The sequence below is a fragment of the Microcystis sp. BLCC-F210 genome (assembly GCF_042134685.1).
Taxonomy (GTDB): Bacteria; Cyanobacteriota; Cyanobacteriia; order Cyanobacteriales; family Microcystaceae; genus Microcystis; species Microcystis aeruginosa_D.
The window spans coordinates 1,536,911-1,553,258 of record NZ_CP169647.1; the positions used below are offsets into that span (position 1 = coordinate 1,536,911).

Consider the following 16,348-nt stretch of genomic DNA (forward strand, 5'->3'; position numbering starts at 1 on the left):
TAGAAGTAACCATTCTTAGATGAACTGGTCTATGAACAATCTTTTATACCTTCACCTGATGGCCAATAAGGAAAAAGGGTTTGCCTTGCCCCTTGCCTTGTTGATTGGACTTATCCTGATGGTGACAGGAATGACTATGATGATGCGCGCCCAAGGAGACCAATCGAAGGTAATTGCCCAAAGAGTCCGGTCTGATAGTTTAACCAGTTCCGAAACAGGGGTAACTCGCGTGCGGGATCTACTGAATAGCGTGCGAGTTATGGCGAGGTTTAATAGTAATTGTGAATCTGGGGAAGACTGCTGGCAGACCGCTGAAGTACCTAGTGGTAATCCCAGTACCAACTCTTTTTTACAAAGAGATTTAAAAAAATTAGCCATTGCCACCGCCTGTGGTAATCCCAGTCGTAATAACGAAATTGCCGACAAAATCCTCGCACCCACAGAACAACGAGCAGCAAATCCAGGATTAAGAGATTTGGCCAGTGGTCAATGGTTTGATCTCGGTAATAACCGTTATTATCGCGTGGTGGGATACAGGTTCGATCCTACCAATCCCCCCCCTGACGGTTTGGGTTGGGGAGTTCTCACCCTCGAAGGACTTTCCCGCACAAGTGCCGCAGAAGACCTAACTAACATTAATATCGATAGAGATACTGACGATAACGCCGCCTCCCGTAACCGCGTAGTGGTAACTGTCGGTATTTTTAATTCCCCTACCCCCGCATTTGACCGCAATACGGTTCCAGCTTTATGGATAAGTGAAGGAACGGCGGACGATGGTGCTAGATTTCAAGGGGATGTGGTGGAGGAGGTGGTGAGTCCAGAATGTGAGGCTGAACAAGATAAGATTCAACAGCCCACATCTGATGCACCCAATCCCCCCTATAAAGCGCAAGTGGGAAAGACACTCGGTGTGTCTTTCCCCGATCTACCGCCGATTCCCACTGGCCTTCCCTCTGGTCAGATAGACCTGGAACTTACCGATAGTCTTCCGCTTGCTCAGAGAACTTTTCCCAGAAGAGATCAGTATGGCGCAATTACTGATACCTCTTCTACCCGCACGATTAACGGTCAAAGCGTACAGGTGTACGAGTATATCGTTGATAATATCAACTTGAGTAGCGTTAACATCACCATTGCTGCGGGGCGACGAGTAGTTTTTTATGTTAAAGGTAATATTAACGGTGCGATCGAACACAATTGTGGTGCTGAAGCGGGCTGTAGATCGGGCAATCTACAGATTTATGCCTATAATCTATCAGGTTCCGCCAATCCGCAAATTTGTCTAAGAGGAAACCAAAGACTAGAAGCGTTTATCTTTGCTCCTGACTATTCCCTCGGTAAAACTGGTACTGGTATTTTCATCGGTGCTGCCTGGGGTAAAAATTGGGGTCAAATTACTACCTGTGACTCAAATAGCGGCGCAGTTGCTGTGACCCAAGGGGTACAATGGACTGAATTAATCCAAGACTTGAGACCCCAAAAACTTCCCCAACTTGGTAAGATTGCCAATTGGTGTCAGGAACCCATACCGGACGATGGTGATACCCCCACGGAGCCATCTAAGTGTGTACCCACTTTCTCAACTCCTTCACCCTCTCCCAGTCCCTAAAAAAGTTTAACTTATCGGGTTGATGAGAGGGGTTGAGGATTTCGGTTCAGGACAGGTTTTATTGGTGAAATCACAGCGATAAATTGCTGGTTTTTGCCAACTGAGGGGAATTTCCAGCAAATCCCTCGAACCGGTCATGGCTTGTCCCAGAAAGAGAGCCAGAGCGATACAATTGAGGACTGTATGGGCAATGCGCCAACGATGGGAACGGTCTTTATAGATATCTTCGACAATGGCCAGAGAGAAAATCATCAGTAATGATGCCGCCATGCCGATATAGTAGTGGGACCAGTACCATTGGGCCGAGAGTCGCCAGACCCCATCCTGAGAACCGATAATAATTAAACCGATGCCAGTCAAGGTGGCAAAAATTCCGCGCCAGAGAGCTTGTCTAGCGCGGTAGAGACAGACTAAAGATGCAATGGTGACAAAAAACATCAAAATCACAAAAATGACCTGAAAGGAGTCTAATTTTCCATCTTTTTGTTTATCGACAAAACCATTAAAACCGTAAACGACCGAGTAAGCTAGTGCTAACAGGTTCACCCCTACCACTGTACCCGTTAACCAGCGGCCTAAGCGTAGATGTTCTGGCCCGACCACTGGCGGAATTTTACTTTTATTTCCCGCAGCGGTTTCTAGACGACGTTGACGGGTTTGCCAAGCAAAGTTAACTACGAGGCCGATAATAGGGAAAACAAGCACTATCGCTAGGACAGGATGAATGAGAGTCAGAAAATCGACGAATTGCATATAAATATCCCGAAAATAGTCAGCAGAAAATCTTCAATAGTTGACAAGCTATAGCCTTGTTTTTTTAGCTTATCGCAGATATCAGGAGGCAAAAGGCAATAGGCAAAAGGTAGGAGATAGGGTTTTGGGGTGATGGGGTGATAGGGTTTTGGGGTGATAGGGTGATGAGACAGCTTCTCCACTCCCCAATTCATAATTCATAATTCATAATTTATAATTTCCATCTCCCCACTTCCCACTTCGGCCTAGGAACCTCTTTGATTATCGGCTAATCTAAAAGCAGCAATCCCTAGATTCAATCCTGACTATGAAACTGCAAGAACTTTTGACAAATATCACCCCGGTTTCCCCGATTTCCTCTCCTATCGCTTCTATTACCGAGATTACAGGAATTTCCACCAATTCCCATGCTTGTCAACCGGGAGATCTATTTATCGGTTTACCCGGTACTCGCGTCGATGGGGGCGAATTTTGGCGTTCTGCTTTGGAAAGCGGGGCCCTAGCGGCGATTATCTCCCCGGCAGCCGCAGCTAAATTTCCCCCCCCGGAGGATGCTTGCGTAATCGTTGTGGCAGATTTAGTTACTGCCACTGCTGCGATCGCTGCTAAATTCTATCATTATCCGGCCCAAACCCTAAAATTAATCGGTGTGACGGGAACCAACGGCAAAACCACCACCACCCATTTAATTGAATATTTTCTCAGTCAAGCAGGGATTTCCACCGCTTTATTCGGGACTCTTTACACCCGTTGGCAAGGATTCCAAGAAACTGCTAATCATACCACCCCTTTCGCTAACGAGTTACAAGCCAGTTTAGCCAAAGCAGTGAGCGCTGGCAATGAAATCGCCGTCATGGAAGTTAGTTCCCATGCACTGGCCCAGGGACGGGTACAGGGTTGTACTTTTCCGGTGACGGTGTTTACTAATCTCACCCGGGACCATCTCGATTATCACCTCGACATGGAGGATTATTTTGCCGCTAAAGCTAAATTATTTAGTCCCGATTATCTGCAAGGTAAGGCGATTATTAACGTTGATGATGCCTATGGTCAACGTTTAGCGGCCTCCCTCTCTCCCCAACAGGTTTTAACCTATAGTGTGTCCGATGCTCGTGCCGATTTTTATACTAAAGATTTACACTATCAACCCACGGGAGTGGAAGGGGTAATGGTGACTCCCCAAGGGGAAATAGCCTTTGCTTCCCCTCTGGTGGGTCAATATAATCTGGCTAACCTGTTAGCGGCGGTGGCGGCAGTGTTAGAATGTGGTGTAGATTTAGAGACAGTAATCGGTCAAATTCCCCAGTTTTCAGGAGTACCGGGACGGATGGAACGGGTTAGCATCGCTCCTGACCAAGATATCAGCGTTATTGTCGATTATGCCCATACTCCCGACAGTTTAGAGAATGTTTTAAAAGCAACACGTCCCTTTATTTCCGGTCGGATGATTTGTGTTTTTGGTTGTGGCGGCGATCGAGATCGGACAAAAAGACCATTAATGGGGAAAATAGCTGCAGAATTAGCAGATTTAGCCATAGTCACCTCGGATAATCCCCGCACAGAGTCTTCCGAACGAATCCTTGAGGATATTATCGCTGGCATTCCTCCAGAAATTACTGTTCAGGTAATTAGCGATCGCGCTTTGGCCATTGACACCGCTATTCAAGCAGCACAACCGGGAGACGGAGTAATTATTGCGGGTAAAGGTCACGAAGATTATCAAATTTTGGGGACGGAAAAAATCCATTTCGATGACCGCGAACAGGCCCGGGCTGCTTTGATGAAAGGGCAAGATGAGAAGTAGAAAGTCACCAAATTAGCTTACACTTAATCTTGATGAAAAAGGCTGTAATTAGGGTTTGCTGAATAATGGTAAAAACCTTTTAAAATAAGGCTTTTGACCTGTTAAAATCCGATGTTAGTGCCAGAAAATAGGATTAAGACCCTCAAAAACCCAGTATTATCCTTCTATTAGTACATAAATTGGTACAAAAAAGAAGGCAACAAAGACTGAAACAACCCACAGCCGAAGTCCAACCCCACCAACAAACTTTTTGCCGCAAACCCTAATTATCTCCTAGCAAAAAAATCAGGAGCAGAATTTCTACTCCTGATAACCTATTCACTTTAGACTTGCCGATTTATTGGAATATACTGGCAACTTTGGCGCTCACGTCCGGTTGAGTTTCAGCGTAGATATTTTGACGAGTAGCGGCGATTTCTGTGTAAGCTTGACGCACTTCCGAGTTAACTGCCACCGTTTTCACATCGTACATACGGGTAGCCAATTGGGGATAAAAACCGATAGAAACAATCAAAGCTAGGAAAGAGACAGCGATAAAAATTTCTCTGGGTTTAGCGTCAATATATTCTGATTCATGGGGGAGGACACAGCTAGTACCGAAACAAACTGCTTGTTCGTTGCCTTTGTTGGGGAGAATGTTAGTGATATCGCAGGAAGAACCATCTCCGTAGAAAACTTGACGAAGCATGGAGAGTAGATAAATCGGAGTCAGGATTAAACCAACGGAAGCGAGGAAGACAGTCACAACCCGGAAGGTTTGACTATAAACGTCACTGCTAGTGACCCCGATAAATACGGTAATTTCGCTGGCAAAACCGCTCATTCCGGGTAACGCTAGGGAAGCCATAGCACCAGCAGTAAAGAGAGCGAAGACTTTCGGCATCGCTTGGGCAATCCCACCCATCTCGTTTAAAGCTAAGGTATGGGTGCGGTCGTAGGTGACACCAGCAAGGAAGAATAAGACGGCGGCAATTAAACCATGGGAGAGCATTTGTAACATAGCGCCGCTAATACCCACATCGGTAAAGGAAGCAATCCCTAAAAGGACGAATCCCATGTGTGAAACCGAGGAATAGGCGAGACGGCGTTTCATGTTTTGTTGACCGAAGGAAGCGAAAGCACCGTAGATAATATTAACGACACCGAGAATCGCTAGAATCGGAGCAAAATAGATATGTGCATCGGGTAGAAGCCCCATATTAAGGCGGATTAAACCATAACCACCCATTTTGAGGAGAACACCAGCAAGAATCATCGATACAGGTGCAGAAGCTTCACCGTGGGCATCGGGGAGCCAAGTATGGAGGGGGAAGATGGCGAGTTTGACCCCGAAAGCGATTAATAAACCAGCGTAAAGGACTAATTCTAAAGCGAGGGGATAATCTTTAAATCCTAATTCCGCCATATCAAAGGTCATGGCACCACCACCGTAGAGGGCCATGGCTAGACCAGCAACGAGGATGAAGATAGAAGCGGCGGCGGTGTAGAGTAAGAATTTAGTGGCGGCATAACGACGTTTTTGACCACCCCAGATGGAAACAAGTAAATAAACGGGAATTAACTCGATTTCCCACATTAAAAAGAATAATAATAAATCTTGGGCAACGAAAACACCAATCTGAGCGGCGTAGAGCAACAGCATCAAGAAGTAGAATAAACGGGGTTTGCGGTCCACTTGCCACGCAGCCAAGATAGAAAGGGTTGTCACCAATCCTGCTAATAAAACTAACGGTGCCGAGATACCATCCACCGACACCGCCCAACTTAAACCAATTTGGGGAACCCAATCCATTTTTTCCACTAATTGTAGGTTGGGGTTGCTTAAATCATATTTTTGTAAAAAGACGTAGCACATTAATATAAAGTCTGCTAGTCCGACTCCAAGAGCGAACCAACGAACAGTTTTTCCTTCTTTATCGGGGATTACAGGGATTAGGAAGGAGGCAAGCAAGGGGAGCAAAATGATGGCAGTGAGCCAGGGGAAGTTAGCCGTTAGCATGGCAGTAAGAAAAAATACCTATTTCGTTATGTGTTCATTTTATGCGACTTTGTAAAATTTTGTGAATATTTTTTGGCCTACCTTTACCATAGAATTTTGTCTATAGTTGCCGTCGCATCATCGATTAACCTAAATAAGCTTGTTTGACTCGCTCATCCTTGAGTAAATCCCCTGCTTTTCCCGCAATAGTCAAGCGTCCCGCTGCCAAAACATAGCCGCGATTGGCAGTTTCTAGGGCTAAATTGGCGTTTTGTTCCACTAATAGGATAGTTACTCCCGATTCATTTAATTTACGGATAATGCTGAAGATTTCTCGCACTATCTGCGGCGCTAGTCCTAAACTGGGTTCGTCTAGTAACAATAACTTGGGACGACTCATTAAAGCTCTAGCGATCGCAAGCATCTGCTGTTCCCCACCGCTTAGGGTTCCCGCTAACTGCTCTCGGCGCTCCGATAGTCTGGGAAAAAGTTGCAACTGCTCTTCGATATCACTTTTTACCCCTAGGCGATCGCTCCTCGTATAAGCACCTAACTGCAAATTTATCAAGACTGTTTGACGAGCTAAGATTCTTCTCCCTTCCGGACTATGGGCAATTCCCCGTTTAACGATTTCATGGGGTGGTAAATGGGTAATGTCTTGACCCTGATAGATTATTCGCCCCGTCTTTGCCGTTAAAATCCGAGATATCGTCTTTAGAGTCGTCGTTTTTCCTGCTCCGTTCGCTCCAATCAGGGTGACAATTTCCCCCGTTTCTACCCTTAAACTAACCTGCTGTAATGCCTTTATTCCGCCATAATTAACCGATAAATCGCTAATTTCTAACATAAACCCCGTCAAATCCCAATAGGATCACTATAGCAGTTACCAGTTACCAGTTACCAGTTACCAGTGATCAGATGTGAGTTTTTAGTTAGGGATAAGGAATAATTCCGATCATTTGTACTAAATTTTCCAAGACGCATTATTGAGTGAGGGGTACTAAACAGCATTAACAGTGCTGTCTTTTCACTGCTTAGGGACTTGCCCTTTGATAATGTACCATCTGGCTGGTCTGGTTCTTCTACAGAGCGATTTTCTGGCTGGGATATTATTCCTACGCAAGTCCCTTACTGTTTACTGATAACTGATAACTGATTATCTGCCTAAAACTTCCAAGACCACTGGGGCAACTCCCGACTGGAAGACACCGATAATCGCTGCCGCACCTCTGGAGAGGTCGATGACGCGACCACCAGTAAACGGACCGCGATCGTTAATTCGCACCACCACCGAGCGCCCATTACGCAGATTAGTTACCCTAACCCTAGTGCCGAAAGGCAGATAGCGATGAGCAGCAGTTAAACCACCAGAGTTAAAAGTCTCACCACTAGCGGTGCGACGACCGTGGAAACCAGGACCATACCAAGAGGCCATTCCCTGTTTACGAGGCCGGCTGCTGGTTTTTGTCCCTTGGGTTGTTTTTGGCTTCTCTGGCGGTGTGACTGAAGCAGGATTGCTGGCCGGGACCGGTTTGACTTGATTGGGTTGTGATTGGGGTTGTATCGTCGAAGGAATGGCCTCTTGGGTTCGGGGTGTAACGCTTGCTGGGACGGTATTTTCTTTGTCCACTAGGGACTCCAAAGTTTTTAGAATTTCGTTAGCATTATCTTGAACCGAACGTGATACTTTAATATCTGAATCAGTTGTTCGACTATTAGAAAAAGCGGGCAGAATGGTTTGAGTAGTTGACTCGATGACAGTTTGACGAGCTACGCTAATATCCGTCAAGCTGTTGCTGTGTCCTGCTGTCTGGGAACAAATTATCGAGGCTGTAGTCCCCACTATGGTCAGCGCGGTTACGGCTTGTAATTTGTTGATCAGTTGTTTATTCATAGACTTTCTTATTGTGCGTTAGCAAGTTCCCAATGCAAAGCTGAAGGAATTTGCTAACATTCCTTTTTGCTTGCAGAGCTAACTTGACTGCGTTCTGTTCAACCGTATCACGGAAAATTGGTTGGTCATTACGAGAATTTATATCGTTATCGGGCAAGAGAATCAAAAATTTAAATAAAGGGTTGACGTGCGCTAAAAACCAGGTTAGGATAAAGGGTTTTTATTTTTTTGTGTCCTAGAGGGGGTCAAGGTTAGGAAAACTTGGGGAATTAGTGAAATGTCGAGAGGTAATAACGCTAGTATTGACAAGGCTTTCAAGGATCATCAGCCTCCCTCGATTTCCCTCTATAGCAGCAGATAATAGTTAATAAAACTGTTTTCTTCGCTACAAAAAACCAGATTTTTAATATCAATGTTAAATCGGACTACGAGTCAAAGATTAAAAATTATAATAGGGGCTTGACAAGGAACTAAAAATAGGTTGTTATTAGCCAAACTTAACAATGCAATCAGAAATGCTAATACAGGATAATAATAAATCCTGTTTAAAAGGGATAGGGAAGTGGGGAAGTGGGGAGTATTTTGCTGTAAACAGTGAACTGAAAACCCGCATCTGAATACTGAATACTCACTCCTAACCCCAGGAAAGGCTTTTTCGGCAAACCCTATATAACTGAACTTCCCCTATACATATATACCATAATAGCCGAAAACCCTTATCCATCAATGGATGCACCCCCTTAACTTTAGAGGAATTTTAACCAACTCGAAAATCAAGGAATTAGTAAAACCCATAGAAGGATTAGACTATATTACTGGTTTAACTAAGCCTCAAATTCGTAAAATGGCTGAGGTAGAAGTGATTCAATTAGGATTAGTTGAGAAAAGCAGGATATCTCTAAGAAAATTTATCCCTGAAATTCCGTTAAAACCCCATAGATAGCCCAGATAGCCATGGCGCGCAAATAATGACAGGCGCGAAAAGTTCCCACCGATGTTATTGCTTCTGGGGTGCGGAATTGTAGGCCATTTTCATAAATTTGTCGCACCACCGCTTCCGTAATTTGCCATCCTTGCTTTTCCATTCCCATTTGCAGTAAAAAAGCCACCAACCCAAAATTAATTCCTACCCAAACTTCTAAGGGATGAGTTGCCTGGGGATTTTCGGGAGTACCATCGGGTTTTAAACCATTGGCCGCCCCAAATTTTCCCCCATGAAACTTGAGAAAACAGGCCTCATAAATCTTACTTAAAGCTGATTGCGTGTATTGATTTTCTACCACATCTGGTAAACTCAATAAACGGGCATAAAATTGACCGCATAATTGGTCAGTCATCACCACATCGGAACCACTGCCACTATCTAAATTATAATATTTTCCATTCCAGAGAGTATCATGATAAATAGCGCGAGATTGCTGTAACCAACTGGTAAAAATTGCTGTATCTTCTCCAAGAATTGCTCCAATTTTAAGCGCCGCTTCTAGTGCTGCTATCCACAAACCACCACAATAGGCGCTAATCCCCTGCAAACGCCAATCATCAAAGGTTTGGTCCGGTGCGCCGGAATTTTCGGGGATGCCATCGTTATCAAGGTCAAAAGTTTTTAAATATTGCAAAGTCAGGACAATTGACGGCCAACATTCCCGCAGAAAATCCTCATCTTTAGCACCCGTTAATAAATAATCCCGATAGACTAATAAAACAAAATCACTGCCTAAATCTTTCCAGAGATTACAATCTTGATAACTAGTGTAATTACTCTTTTGCCAAGGGTGTTCATTGGGCGCACCTAAATCGTGGGGAGTGGCATTTTTAGCCTTACGAATGGCAGTAGCTTGATTATAACCGATAATCCGAGGAGTGTCGTCACTGCTGGGAATTGCCCTAGCAAAAGCTTCCATGACGGCCTTTTCTAAGCGCGGCCATAACATCAATAACCCAAAGGAACCATAGAGACGGACATCCAGACTTTCATACCAACGATAATCAATACATTCTAAGACCCCAAATTGACCGATAGGATCCTGTTCCGTGGCTGCTGTCCAGAGAGTGCCGCCGTCAGTTAGGAGGTATAATTCATTAAATAAAGCCATTTTAAACCAATCGGCCAGATCGCTGCGTTCTAGGATCGGTTTTTGCCAGTTAATAATATTTTCTCGCCATGTGTCGCCGTGTTTTAAAGCCGTGCGTACCATCGCCCAAGCATTTTGACCATTGCGACCGAAAAAGTCCGTATAACGACGATAATAGTTAATTGCTTGGGCAAATTCGGTGACGGGTAAATCCCAAGCTAGAATAAAAGGAATTTTGCGAGTTTTCCCCGGAGGAATGGTAAAACGAATCGCCATGGCCGTGGCCGTTTGTTCCCCTTTTTCGGCGGGGGTTTCGTCCTCAATATCCGGTAAAGAGCCATTCATGGCGAAATAATCCCAAACTTCGCCCCCATCGCCAGCAGGGTTCCATTTACCCAGATAGAATACCTCTAGACTCGGATTAGTAATACTGGCAATCGCCATCTGTCCATCTCCTTCCCCGGGGTTTTCGTAATCTCGACGCATCAGACAGCCAATGCGGAAATTATCGACAATCCATTGATTATAATTACCCTCACTTTCCCCCCATTTTGATTGATATTCATAGACGGGACTACCATCATCTCTCACTTTAACCACTGGGGATTTAATCGCGTTAGTAAACCAACCGATTGTATTTTGCCAAGTCAGCATAATACTAATAGTAATCGGTTTATCGGTGGGATTATGGGCTGTCCATTCAAATAGGGCAATAGGATAACTACTTTCTTGATAATTATGCGCCCAAACCGGTGAGAATTGTTCGCAAATTAATTGAGTCTGAAAAACATCTTTGTACTCGTACCAACTGCGGGGATAAAGGGCCGAATAGCTTCCCTTTTCGGCTGGATACCACGACCAGCGCGATAATGTTCCATCCGTGGGGCTTTCCGTCGCCATAGCGTAGGCTTGGGCGCTTCCGTCTTCTGTTTGTTCAAAAATGCTAAATTGACAGGCAGCAAGGCTATTAAAACTGTGTTCACCGCCGTCCAGATGCCAGAGGTTAAAGTCACCTTTGGGGGAACGTCCGATGCAACCGGCCCCAAATCCTCCCAGGGGCATCCCATGCCAAGGACCATCATCTAAATTGCTGGCATAGCGGACGCTGTAGGGTTTTTCCCAACCTTTGCCCAGAGGACGTTTCCAAGCAGCGGTGGGAATTTCTGGGAGGGAAACGAGATTAAGCATAGATGTTGTTAAGTGGGGATGGGGTATAGGTATTTTACACAGATGTGAGTAATCACCAACAGGGGCGAGAGAATCAAGATAAGGGATTTAGGGGAGCATCGTCAAAGACAAGGCTAAAGAACAAATATCTCAAGCAGTGATCTTGCATCGTGTCAGAGCATCTACCTAATTTGTCAACACCGCAAGCTATCGGATTGGCAACGGAGTGCCGGACTCTTGAGCTCTGTTTAACCTAGCCAATTAATTGCCCGTTTAATCCAGTCTTCTGGCTGAGTATTTTTACTAAATAAAGTATCTTGACTAAGGACTGCTATGGCTCGATCGATCTCCTCTTGGCTGTATCCTAAAGCTAAAAGGGTCATCTGCACATCTTCAAGGATTGCCGCTGCCGGTAGTATTGCCGTGGTTGTCGTCGTCGCTTCTCTTAGTTGTCGCCATGCTGCCAATTTAGTTTTTAACTCTAAAGCGATTCTTTCTGCTGTTTTTAAGCCGACTCCGGGGGTTTTGCTCAAAATTTTGGTATTTCCTGTCACTATCGCCACCACAAGTTCCTCAATCCCCAGGGTATCGATTAAAGCTAGGGCTAATTGCGCCCCAACTCCATTGACGGAAAGCAGTTGACGAAACAGATCTCGCTCTGGAGCCGTGCCGAAACCGTACAATAAAGGCTGATCCTCGCGAAGGAGTAGGTGAGTAAAAATCTGACGACTATCATTGTTATCTTTGCCGATGTCTAGGGCTAATCGTGAGGGAATTTGGATTTCGTAACCGATCTGGTTTACGTCTAAAATCAAGATCAGTCGGTTATTGGGGGTTTTGATCACCTCGATCGCTTGTCCCCGTAAATAATTAATCATTGATTTAATTCTCCCACGAAAATAACCGAACCACAGTGATGACGGTTTTTACTCCCTGAAGGAATGCCGGGGAGATTTTCAGTTTTGTTACAATTGTTAACAGAAGTGAATGGCGCAATTGATAACCTAATTTTCTTGGCGTTAGTCCCCCATAATTGGAGAAGATACAAAATGAATGGCAACATTAGAGTCGGGAATCTCTTTGGAATTCCCTTTTATATTAATCCTTCTTGGTTCTTTGTTCTGGGGTTAATTACCTTAACCTATGGGGGAGAATTAAGTCAGTTTCCCCAGTTAACGGGAATTATGCCCTGGCTCTTGGGATTTTTGGCCGCTATTCTCCTATTTGCCTCCGTGGTTGCCCACGAATTAGGTCATAGTTTTGTTGCCATCGCCCAAGGTATTGAAGTTAAATCAATTACCCTCTTTTTATTCGGTGGTTTGGCAACTCTCGGCAGAGAATCGAAAACTCCCCTAGAAGCTTTTCTAGTGGCAATTGCTGGCCCTTTAGTTAGTTTACTGCTTTTCGGTATCTTCCTAATTATTGGTCTTAATATTAGCTTAAATGCGCCCATGGCGGCGATTCTTTCTCTGCTTGCCTATATCAACCTCGCTCTGGGTTTATTTAACCTGATCCCCGGTTTACCTTTAGATGGTGGTAATATCCTTAAAGCTATCGTTTGGCAAGTAACGGGCAATCCTAATAAAGGGGTTTTATTCGCTAGTCGTTTCGGTCAATTTTTTGGTTGGTTAGCGATTGTCATCGGTGCGCTATCAATTCTCGGAATCACTCAATTTGGCAGTTTTTGGACGCTATTAATTGGCATTTTCCTCCTACAAAATGCTGGCTTTTCCGCTCAATCAGCTAAGGTTCAAGATTTCCTAAGTCGCTATACTGCTAAAGATGTTATCTCTCCTAATAGTCCTGTAGTGCCGATTAATTTAACCCTGCGGGATTTTGCTAATAATTATGTTATCGGTAAACAACAATGGTCTAAATTCCTAGTTACCGATAGCGAAGGTAAACTATTAGGGGTGGTTAATGTAGAGGATCTGAAAACGATTCCCACTTCCCAATGGACAGAGGTAAATATCGGCCGGTTATTACAAACTAGCGAAAGTCTTAAACTGGTTTTGTCTCATACTTCCCTCCTAGATGTGGTGAAAATTTTGGAAGGAGAAAATTTATCTCAAGTGACAGTGGTAGAAGAAAACGGCACGGTTTTGGGGTTAATTGAGAAAGCTTCTATCCTTACTTTTCTCTCCCAAAAAAATCAAAGTCAACCCGCTTAATCAGTTATCAGTGAGCAGTTATCAGTTATCAGTTATCAGTTAGGTAAATGTATTTTTAACCTCAATATTCTCACAGAATTTTTCTAGTATCTCCTGATACCAAATCCAGTTATTAAAGACTGATTATTTATTCCTCCTGTTGCCTGTCCTCATAAGTAGCCTGTACTCAACGAAGTTAGTATGACTATACTGACTGTCGCATTGCTTGCCACAACTGCTCGTATTCTTGCTCAGTTTCTGGCGATAAAGGGTTTAAAAAATCGCTTTTTTTGATCGCTTCCGGATTGACAAGTAAAGGATTATTTTTAATATCTGGGGAAATTTGGTCGGGATTTTCAGTGAGAATTAGGGGAGATAATCCGGAGGTAAATAAAGAAATTTTAGTAGCGGATTCTGGTTGCCAACAAAAATCAATCCATTGCTGGACAAGAGAATTAGGAGTAGTTAAAACTGGTTTTACCCACACATCTGACCAAAGAGAAGTTCCAGATTTGGGGACAACAACTTTAATTTTATTATAGCGATCACTCACTGGTAAAATATCATTAGACCAACCCACAGACAGCCAGGCATCACCGAGTATTAGGGGTTGTAAATAATGTTGAGAACTATAAAATCTTACCTGTTTTTGTAAAGCGAATAGCTCGTTTTTAAGTGCCGTCACTTGCTTTAAATCACTGGAATTATAAGAATAACCCAATTTTTTTAGGGTTAAACCGATGACTTCGCGACGATTATCAATTAGGGCAATTTTACCAGTTAATTCTGGTCGCCATAGATCAGACCAATCCTGTGGCCGCCAGTCAAATTGAGCGAATTTTTCCTCATTATAGGCAATTACTGTCATTCCCCAACGGTAGGGCGCACCCCAGACTTTACCCTCTGTTTGCGGTTGTCCTTGGCCATTGCGAGTCATATTTTCTTGCCAACGGGGGGGCAGTTTTGACCAATTAGAGAGTTGAGAAGTATCTAGGGGTTGAATTAAACCGTTAGTAATCGCTTTTCCTAGCCAAGCATCCCCTAGGGTGACTACATTACCCATCGCTGGGTTCTGTTCCCTAAAAGGGATAGGAATCGGAAATTGTGAGGCTGGTTGATCCTGATTTTTTAACCATTTTTCCAACAATTTTAATAGCTCTTTCAGCTGCCTTTCCGACTGAAAATTGACTTTTTTTTCGGCAATAGTTTTCCGAAAATCTGTTAGTAATCGCGGCGGAATCGAACCGGATAGGAGAAAAATGCTCAGATTGCCGCTTCCAGAAGCGCAGCCACTTAAACCTCCCGCTAAGGCGATTGTACCTAATCCTTGCAAAAAAGAACGTCTATTTAACATATCGCCCGCCGATTTTCAACTTCAACATTAATAATTGTCAGTTTCTAGCCTTAAATTATTATAGGACGATTTTTAACGGTAAATTTGACCTCAAGCGCTGGCTGGGAATCTTGGTACAATCAAGGGGAAATAACCCAGTTTAAGCGGGTTCCGGTGGACTGAAGGTTATTTTTGTCAAAAAAGTGATTTCTATGGGTGTTATGATTGATTTTGAGGCAATACGGAGATTTTTTTGGCTATGACCCCTGAATTAATCACTTTTGGTCGGTATCTCGCAGGTGAATTTGAAAATCAACGGCAAGCACAAGCAGAACCGGTGTGGTACGTTCACCTGCGTTTATGGTTGCGTCCGTTGCCTTTATTTCGGGAAGACAGCATCGCTCTTTTTGCCGAACAGGCCAGTATAATCAATTTAGACCAACCCTACCGACCGCGACTGTGGCGATTAACGCACTCGGAATCGGGAGGGTTAGAGGTTAGGCATTATATGTTTAATGACCTGAAATCCGTGCAAGGTGTGGGCAAAAATCCCGATATTCTGCGAAAAATTAGCTTAGAAGACCTAACTTTCCTGCCTACTTGCACTTTAGCGGTCAAAGTCCATACCCTCGCTGATCATCAATACCAGTTTATCGCCCAACCGCAACCAGAACAGCGCTGTCAATTCACCTATGAGGGTACAACCTATCAGGTGTCTTTAGGTTTCGAGGTGACGAGTCATAGCCTAAAAACCTACGATAAAGGTCTAGATCCCAGCACCGGTAAGGGAATTTGGGGCGCTCTGCTCGGTCCCTATCAATACGAGAAAAAACAGGATTTTTCGGCAGAATTGGAGGTGTGAGGAAGATTGCATCACATTAGATCAAAATGACGGCAGATAACACCGCAAACAGCCGCTAAAGCGGTAATTCCTAAAGCTGTACCGATGTCTTGTCCTTGATTGACAGCAAAGGAAGTGACGATTCCCGCACCTAAACCGGCTGTGATTGCCGCTCCGAGAAAATCTTTATCTGAGTTTTTATACATAGAGATAAGGCCAAATTTCCACAAAATCGTGTTTTTCACCTTATCATCCTCTTTTGAGCAACTAATCACCCGGGGGCGGAATTGCAATCAAGCTTTAGATTTAGCCACGTTTCTTAACATTAAGTCGGGTCAGATAGATAGGGGGTAAAATCGATTAAATTAGCTAAAATCTCTTTTTATGGCTTTTTAACCCTGATTATCTCCCTTTTGCTAATACTGAGTTTTGTTAATGCCAGCCAGGCCCAATCGGATACGGCGGTAAGATCGGAGTTAATTAGTCTCCGCAATCGCGTCGAGCGCCTTGAAAGTCAAGTCCGAGGAATAACCATCCGCGGGGAAAATGCCGATCCCATTCCCCAACGGCGATCGGGAACGGGTATAGTAAATGGGGAAGTAGTCGGGGAAACTGACCCACTGTTCCAGCGTTTGGCCACTTTAGTAATTGAATTAAAGGAAGATTTAAAAAAGCTGGAGCAACGGGTGCAAATCTTAGAAAAAGAAACCGTTAGCCAGAAATCGTAGTCAATTGATGCTA

General features: G+C 44.1%; 13 protein-coding genes. 5 read left to right on the forward strand and 8 right to left on the reverse strand.

Annotated elements, in window-relative coordinates; genetic code table 11:
* Positions 1-31 precede the first annotated feature (31 nt).
* Positions 32-1,612, forward strand: a complete 1,581-nt coding sequence (locus ACE3JL_RS07310) for a hypothetical protein (RefSeq protein WP_375329180.1) — start codon at positions 32-34, stop codon at positions 1,610-1,612.
* A 6-nt stretch (positions 1,613-1,618) separates the two neighbouring features.
* On the opposite strand, the gene ACE3JL_RS07315 is transcribed toward ACE3JL_RS07310, so the two are convergent.
* Positions 1,619-2,365 carry a DUF4079 domain-containing protein gene (locus ACE3JL_RS07315; RefSeq protein WP_271988676.1) on the reverse strand — a complete coding sequence of 249 codons (747 nt, stop codon included), beginning with the start codon at positions 2,363-2,365 and terminating at the stop codon, positions 1,619-1,621.
* A 307-nt stretch (positions 2,366-2,672) separates the two neighbouring features.
* Between ACE3JL_RS07315 and ACE3JL_RS07320 the strand changes: the two genes are divergently transcribed.
* Positions 2,673-4,169: a UDP-N-acetylmuramoyl-L-alanyl-D-glutamate--2,6-diaminopimelate ligase gene (locus tag ACE3JL_RS07320; RefSeq protein ID WP_271988675.1), complete on the forward strand. Its 1,497-nt coding sequence runs from the start codon at positions 2,673-2,675 to the stop codon at positions 4,167-4,169.
* Positions 4,170-4,506: 337 nt separating this feature from the next.
* Here ACE3JL_RS07320 and ACE3JL_RS07325 read toward each other — a convergent pair whose 3' ends face one another.
* The 5 genes from ACE3JL_RS07325 to ruvA form a co-directional block, all read right to left on the reverse strand.
* On the reverse strand, positions 4,507-6,168 hold the full coding sequence (locus ACE3JL_RS07325; protein ID WP_271988673.1) for an NAD(P)H-quinone oxidoreductase subunit 4: 1,662 nt from the start codon (positions 6,166-6,168) through the stop codon (positions 4,507-4,509).
* Positions 6,169-6,292: 124 nt separating this feature from the next.
* The gene (locus tag ACE3JL_RS07330) at positions 6,293-6,994 is read right to left on the reverse strand and encodes an ABC transporter ATP-binding protein (protein WP_271988672.1); all 702 of its coding nucleotides are present in this window, start codon (positions 6,992-6,994) and stop codon (positions 6,293-6,295) included.
* A gap of 309 nt (positions 6,995-7,303) precedes the next feature.
* Positions 7,304-8,041, reverse strand: a complete 738-nt coding sequence (locus ACE3JL_RS07335) for a septal ring lytic transglycosylase RlpA family protein (RefSeq protein ID WP_271988671.1) — start codon at positions 8,039-8,041, stop codon at positions 7,304-7,306.
* Between the two features lie 908 nt (positions 8,042-8,949).
* The gene (locus ACE3JL_RS07340; protein WP_375329181.1) at positions 8,950-11,304 is read right to left on the reverse strand and encodes a GH116 family glycosyl hydrolase; all 2,355 of its coding nucleotides are present in this window, start codon (positions 11,302-11,304) and stop codon (positions 8,950-8,952) included.
* Positions 11,305-11,531: 227 nt separating this feature from the next.
* Entirely contained in the window at positions 11,532-12,161 is a 630-nt protein-coding gene (ruvA, locus tag ACE3JL_RS07345) for a Holliday junction branch migration protein RuvA (RefSeq protein WP_271988667.1), read from the reverse strand.
* A 63-nt stretch (positions 12,162-12,224) separates the two neighbouring features.
* On the opposite strand from ruvA, the gene ACE3JL_RS07350 reads away from it, so the two are divergent.
* On the forward strand, positions 12,225-13,454 hold the full coding sequence (locus ACE3JL_RS07350) for a site-2 protease family protein (RefSeq protein ID WP_375329182.1): 1,230 nt from the start codon (positions 12,225-12,227) through the stop codon (positions 13,452-13,454).
* A gap of 184 nt (positions 13,455-13,638) precedes the next feature.
* On the opposite strand, the gene ACE3JL_RS07355 is transcribed toward ACE3JL_RS07350, so the two are convergent.
* Positions 13,639-14,787: a substrate-binding domain-containing protein gene (locus ACE3JL_RS07355; protein ID WP_375329183.1), complete on the reverse strand. Its 1,149-nt coding sequence runs from the start codon at positions 14,785-14,787 to the stop codon at positions 13,639-13,641.
* Positions 14,788-15,025: 238 nt separating this feature from the next.
* On the opposite strand from ACE3JL_RS07355, the gene ACE3JL_RS07360 reads away from it, so the two are divergent.
* On the forward strand, positions 15,026-15,628 hold the full coding sequence (locus ACE3JL_RS07360) for a chromophore lyase CpcT/CpeT (protein WP_375329184.1): 603 nt from the start codon (positions 15,026-15,028) through the stop codon (positions 15,626-15,628).
* Positions 15,629-15,639: 11 nt separating this feature from the next.
* Here ACE3JL_RS07360 and ACE3JL_RS07365 read toward each other — a convergent pair whose 3' ends face one another.
* Entirely contained in the window at positions 15,640-15,813 is a 174-nt protein-coding gene (locus ACE3JL_RS07365; protein WP_002739017.1) for a hypothetical protein, read from the reverse strand.
* 153 nt (positions 15,814-15,966) lie between these two features.
* Here ACE3JL_RS07365 and ACE3JL_RS07370 point away from each other — a divergent pair, with 153 nt between their 5' ends.
* Positions 15,967-16,335: a hypothetical protein gene (locus ACE3JL_RS07370; RefSeq protein WP_375329591.1), complete on the forward strand. Its 369-nt coding sequence runs from the start codon at positions 15,967-15,969 to the stop codon at positions 16,333-16,335.
* The last annotated feature ends 13 nt before the right edge of the window (positions 16,336-16,348 follow it).

Excerpts from the sequence above, each read along its gene's own strand:
- ACE3JL_RS07310 (WP_375329180.1), top strand. The coding sequence starts at position 32 with ATGAACAATCTTTTATACCTTCACCTGATGGCCAATAAGGAAAAAGGG.
- ACE3JL_RS07315 (WP_271988676.1), bottom strand. The coding sequence starts at position 2,365 with ATGCAATTCGTCGATTTTCTGACTCTCATTCATCCTGTCCTAGCGATA.
- ACE3JL_RS07320 (WP_271988675.1), top strand. The coding sequence starts at position 2,673 with ATGAAACTGCAAGAACTTTTGACAAATATCACCCCGGTTTCCCCGATT.
- ACE3JL_RS07325 (WP_271988673.1), bottom strand. The coding sequence starts at position 6,168 with ATGCTAACGGCTAACTTCCCCTGGCTCACTGCCATCATTTTGCTCCCC.
- ACE3JL_RS07330 (WP_271988672.1), bottom strand. The coding sequence starts at position 6,994 with ATGTTAGAAATTAGCGATTTATCGGTTAATTATGGCGGAATAAAGGCA.
- ACE3JL_RS07335 (WP_271988671.1), bottom strand. The coding sequence starts at position 8,041 with ATGAATAAACAACTGATCAACAAATTACAAGCCGTAACCGCGCTGACC.
- ACE3JL_RS07340 (WP_375329181.1), bottom strand. The coding sequence starts at position 11,304 with ATGCTTAATCTCGTTTCCCTCCCAGAAATTCCCACCGCTGCTTGGAAA.
- ruvA (WP_271988667.1), bottom strand. The coding sequence starts at position 12,161 with ATGATTAATTATTTACGGGGACAAGCGATCGAGGTGATCAAAACCCCC.
- ACE3JL_RS07350 (WP_375329182.1), top strand. The coding sequence starts at position 12,225 with ATGCCGGGGAGATTTTCAGTTTTGTTACAATTGTTAACAGAAGTGAAT.
- ACE3JL_RS07355 (WP_375329183.1), bottom strand. The coding sequence starts at position 14,787 with ATGTTAAATAGACGTTCTTTTTTGCAAGGATTAGGTACAATCGCCTTA.
- ACE3JL_RS07360 (WP_375329184.1), top strand. The coding sequence starts at position 15,026 with ATGACCCCTGAATTAATCACTTTTGGTCGGTATCTCGCAGGTGAATTT.
- ACE3JL_RS07365 (WP_002739017.1), bottom strand. The coding sequence starts at position 15,813 with ATGTATAAAAACTCAGATAAAGATTTTCTCGGAGCGGCAATCACAGCC.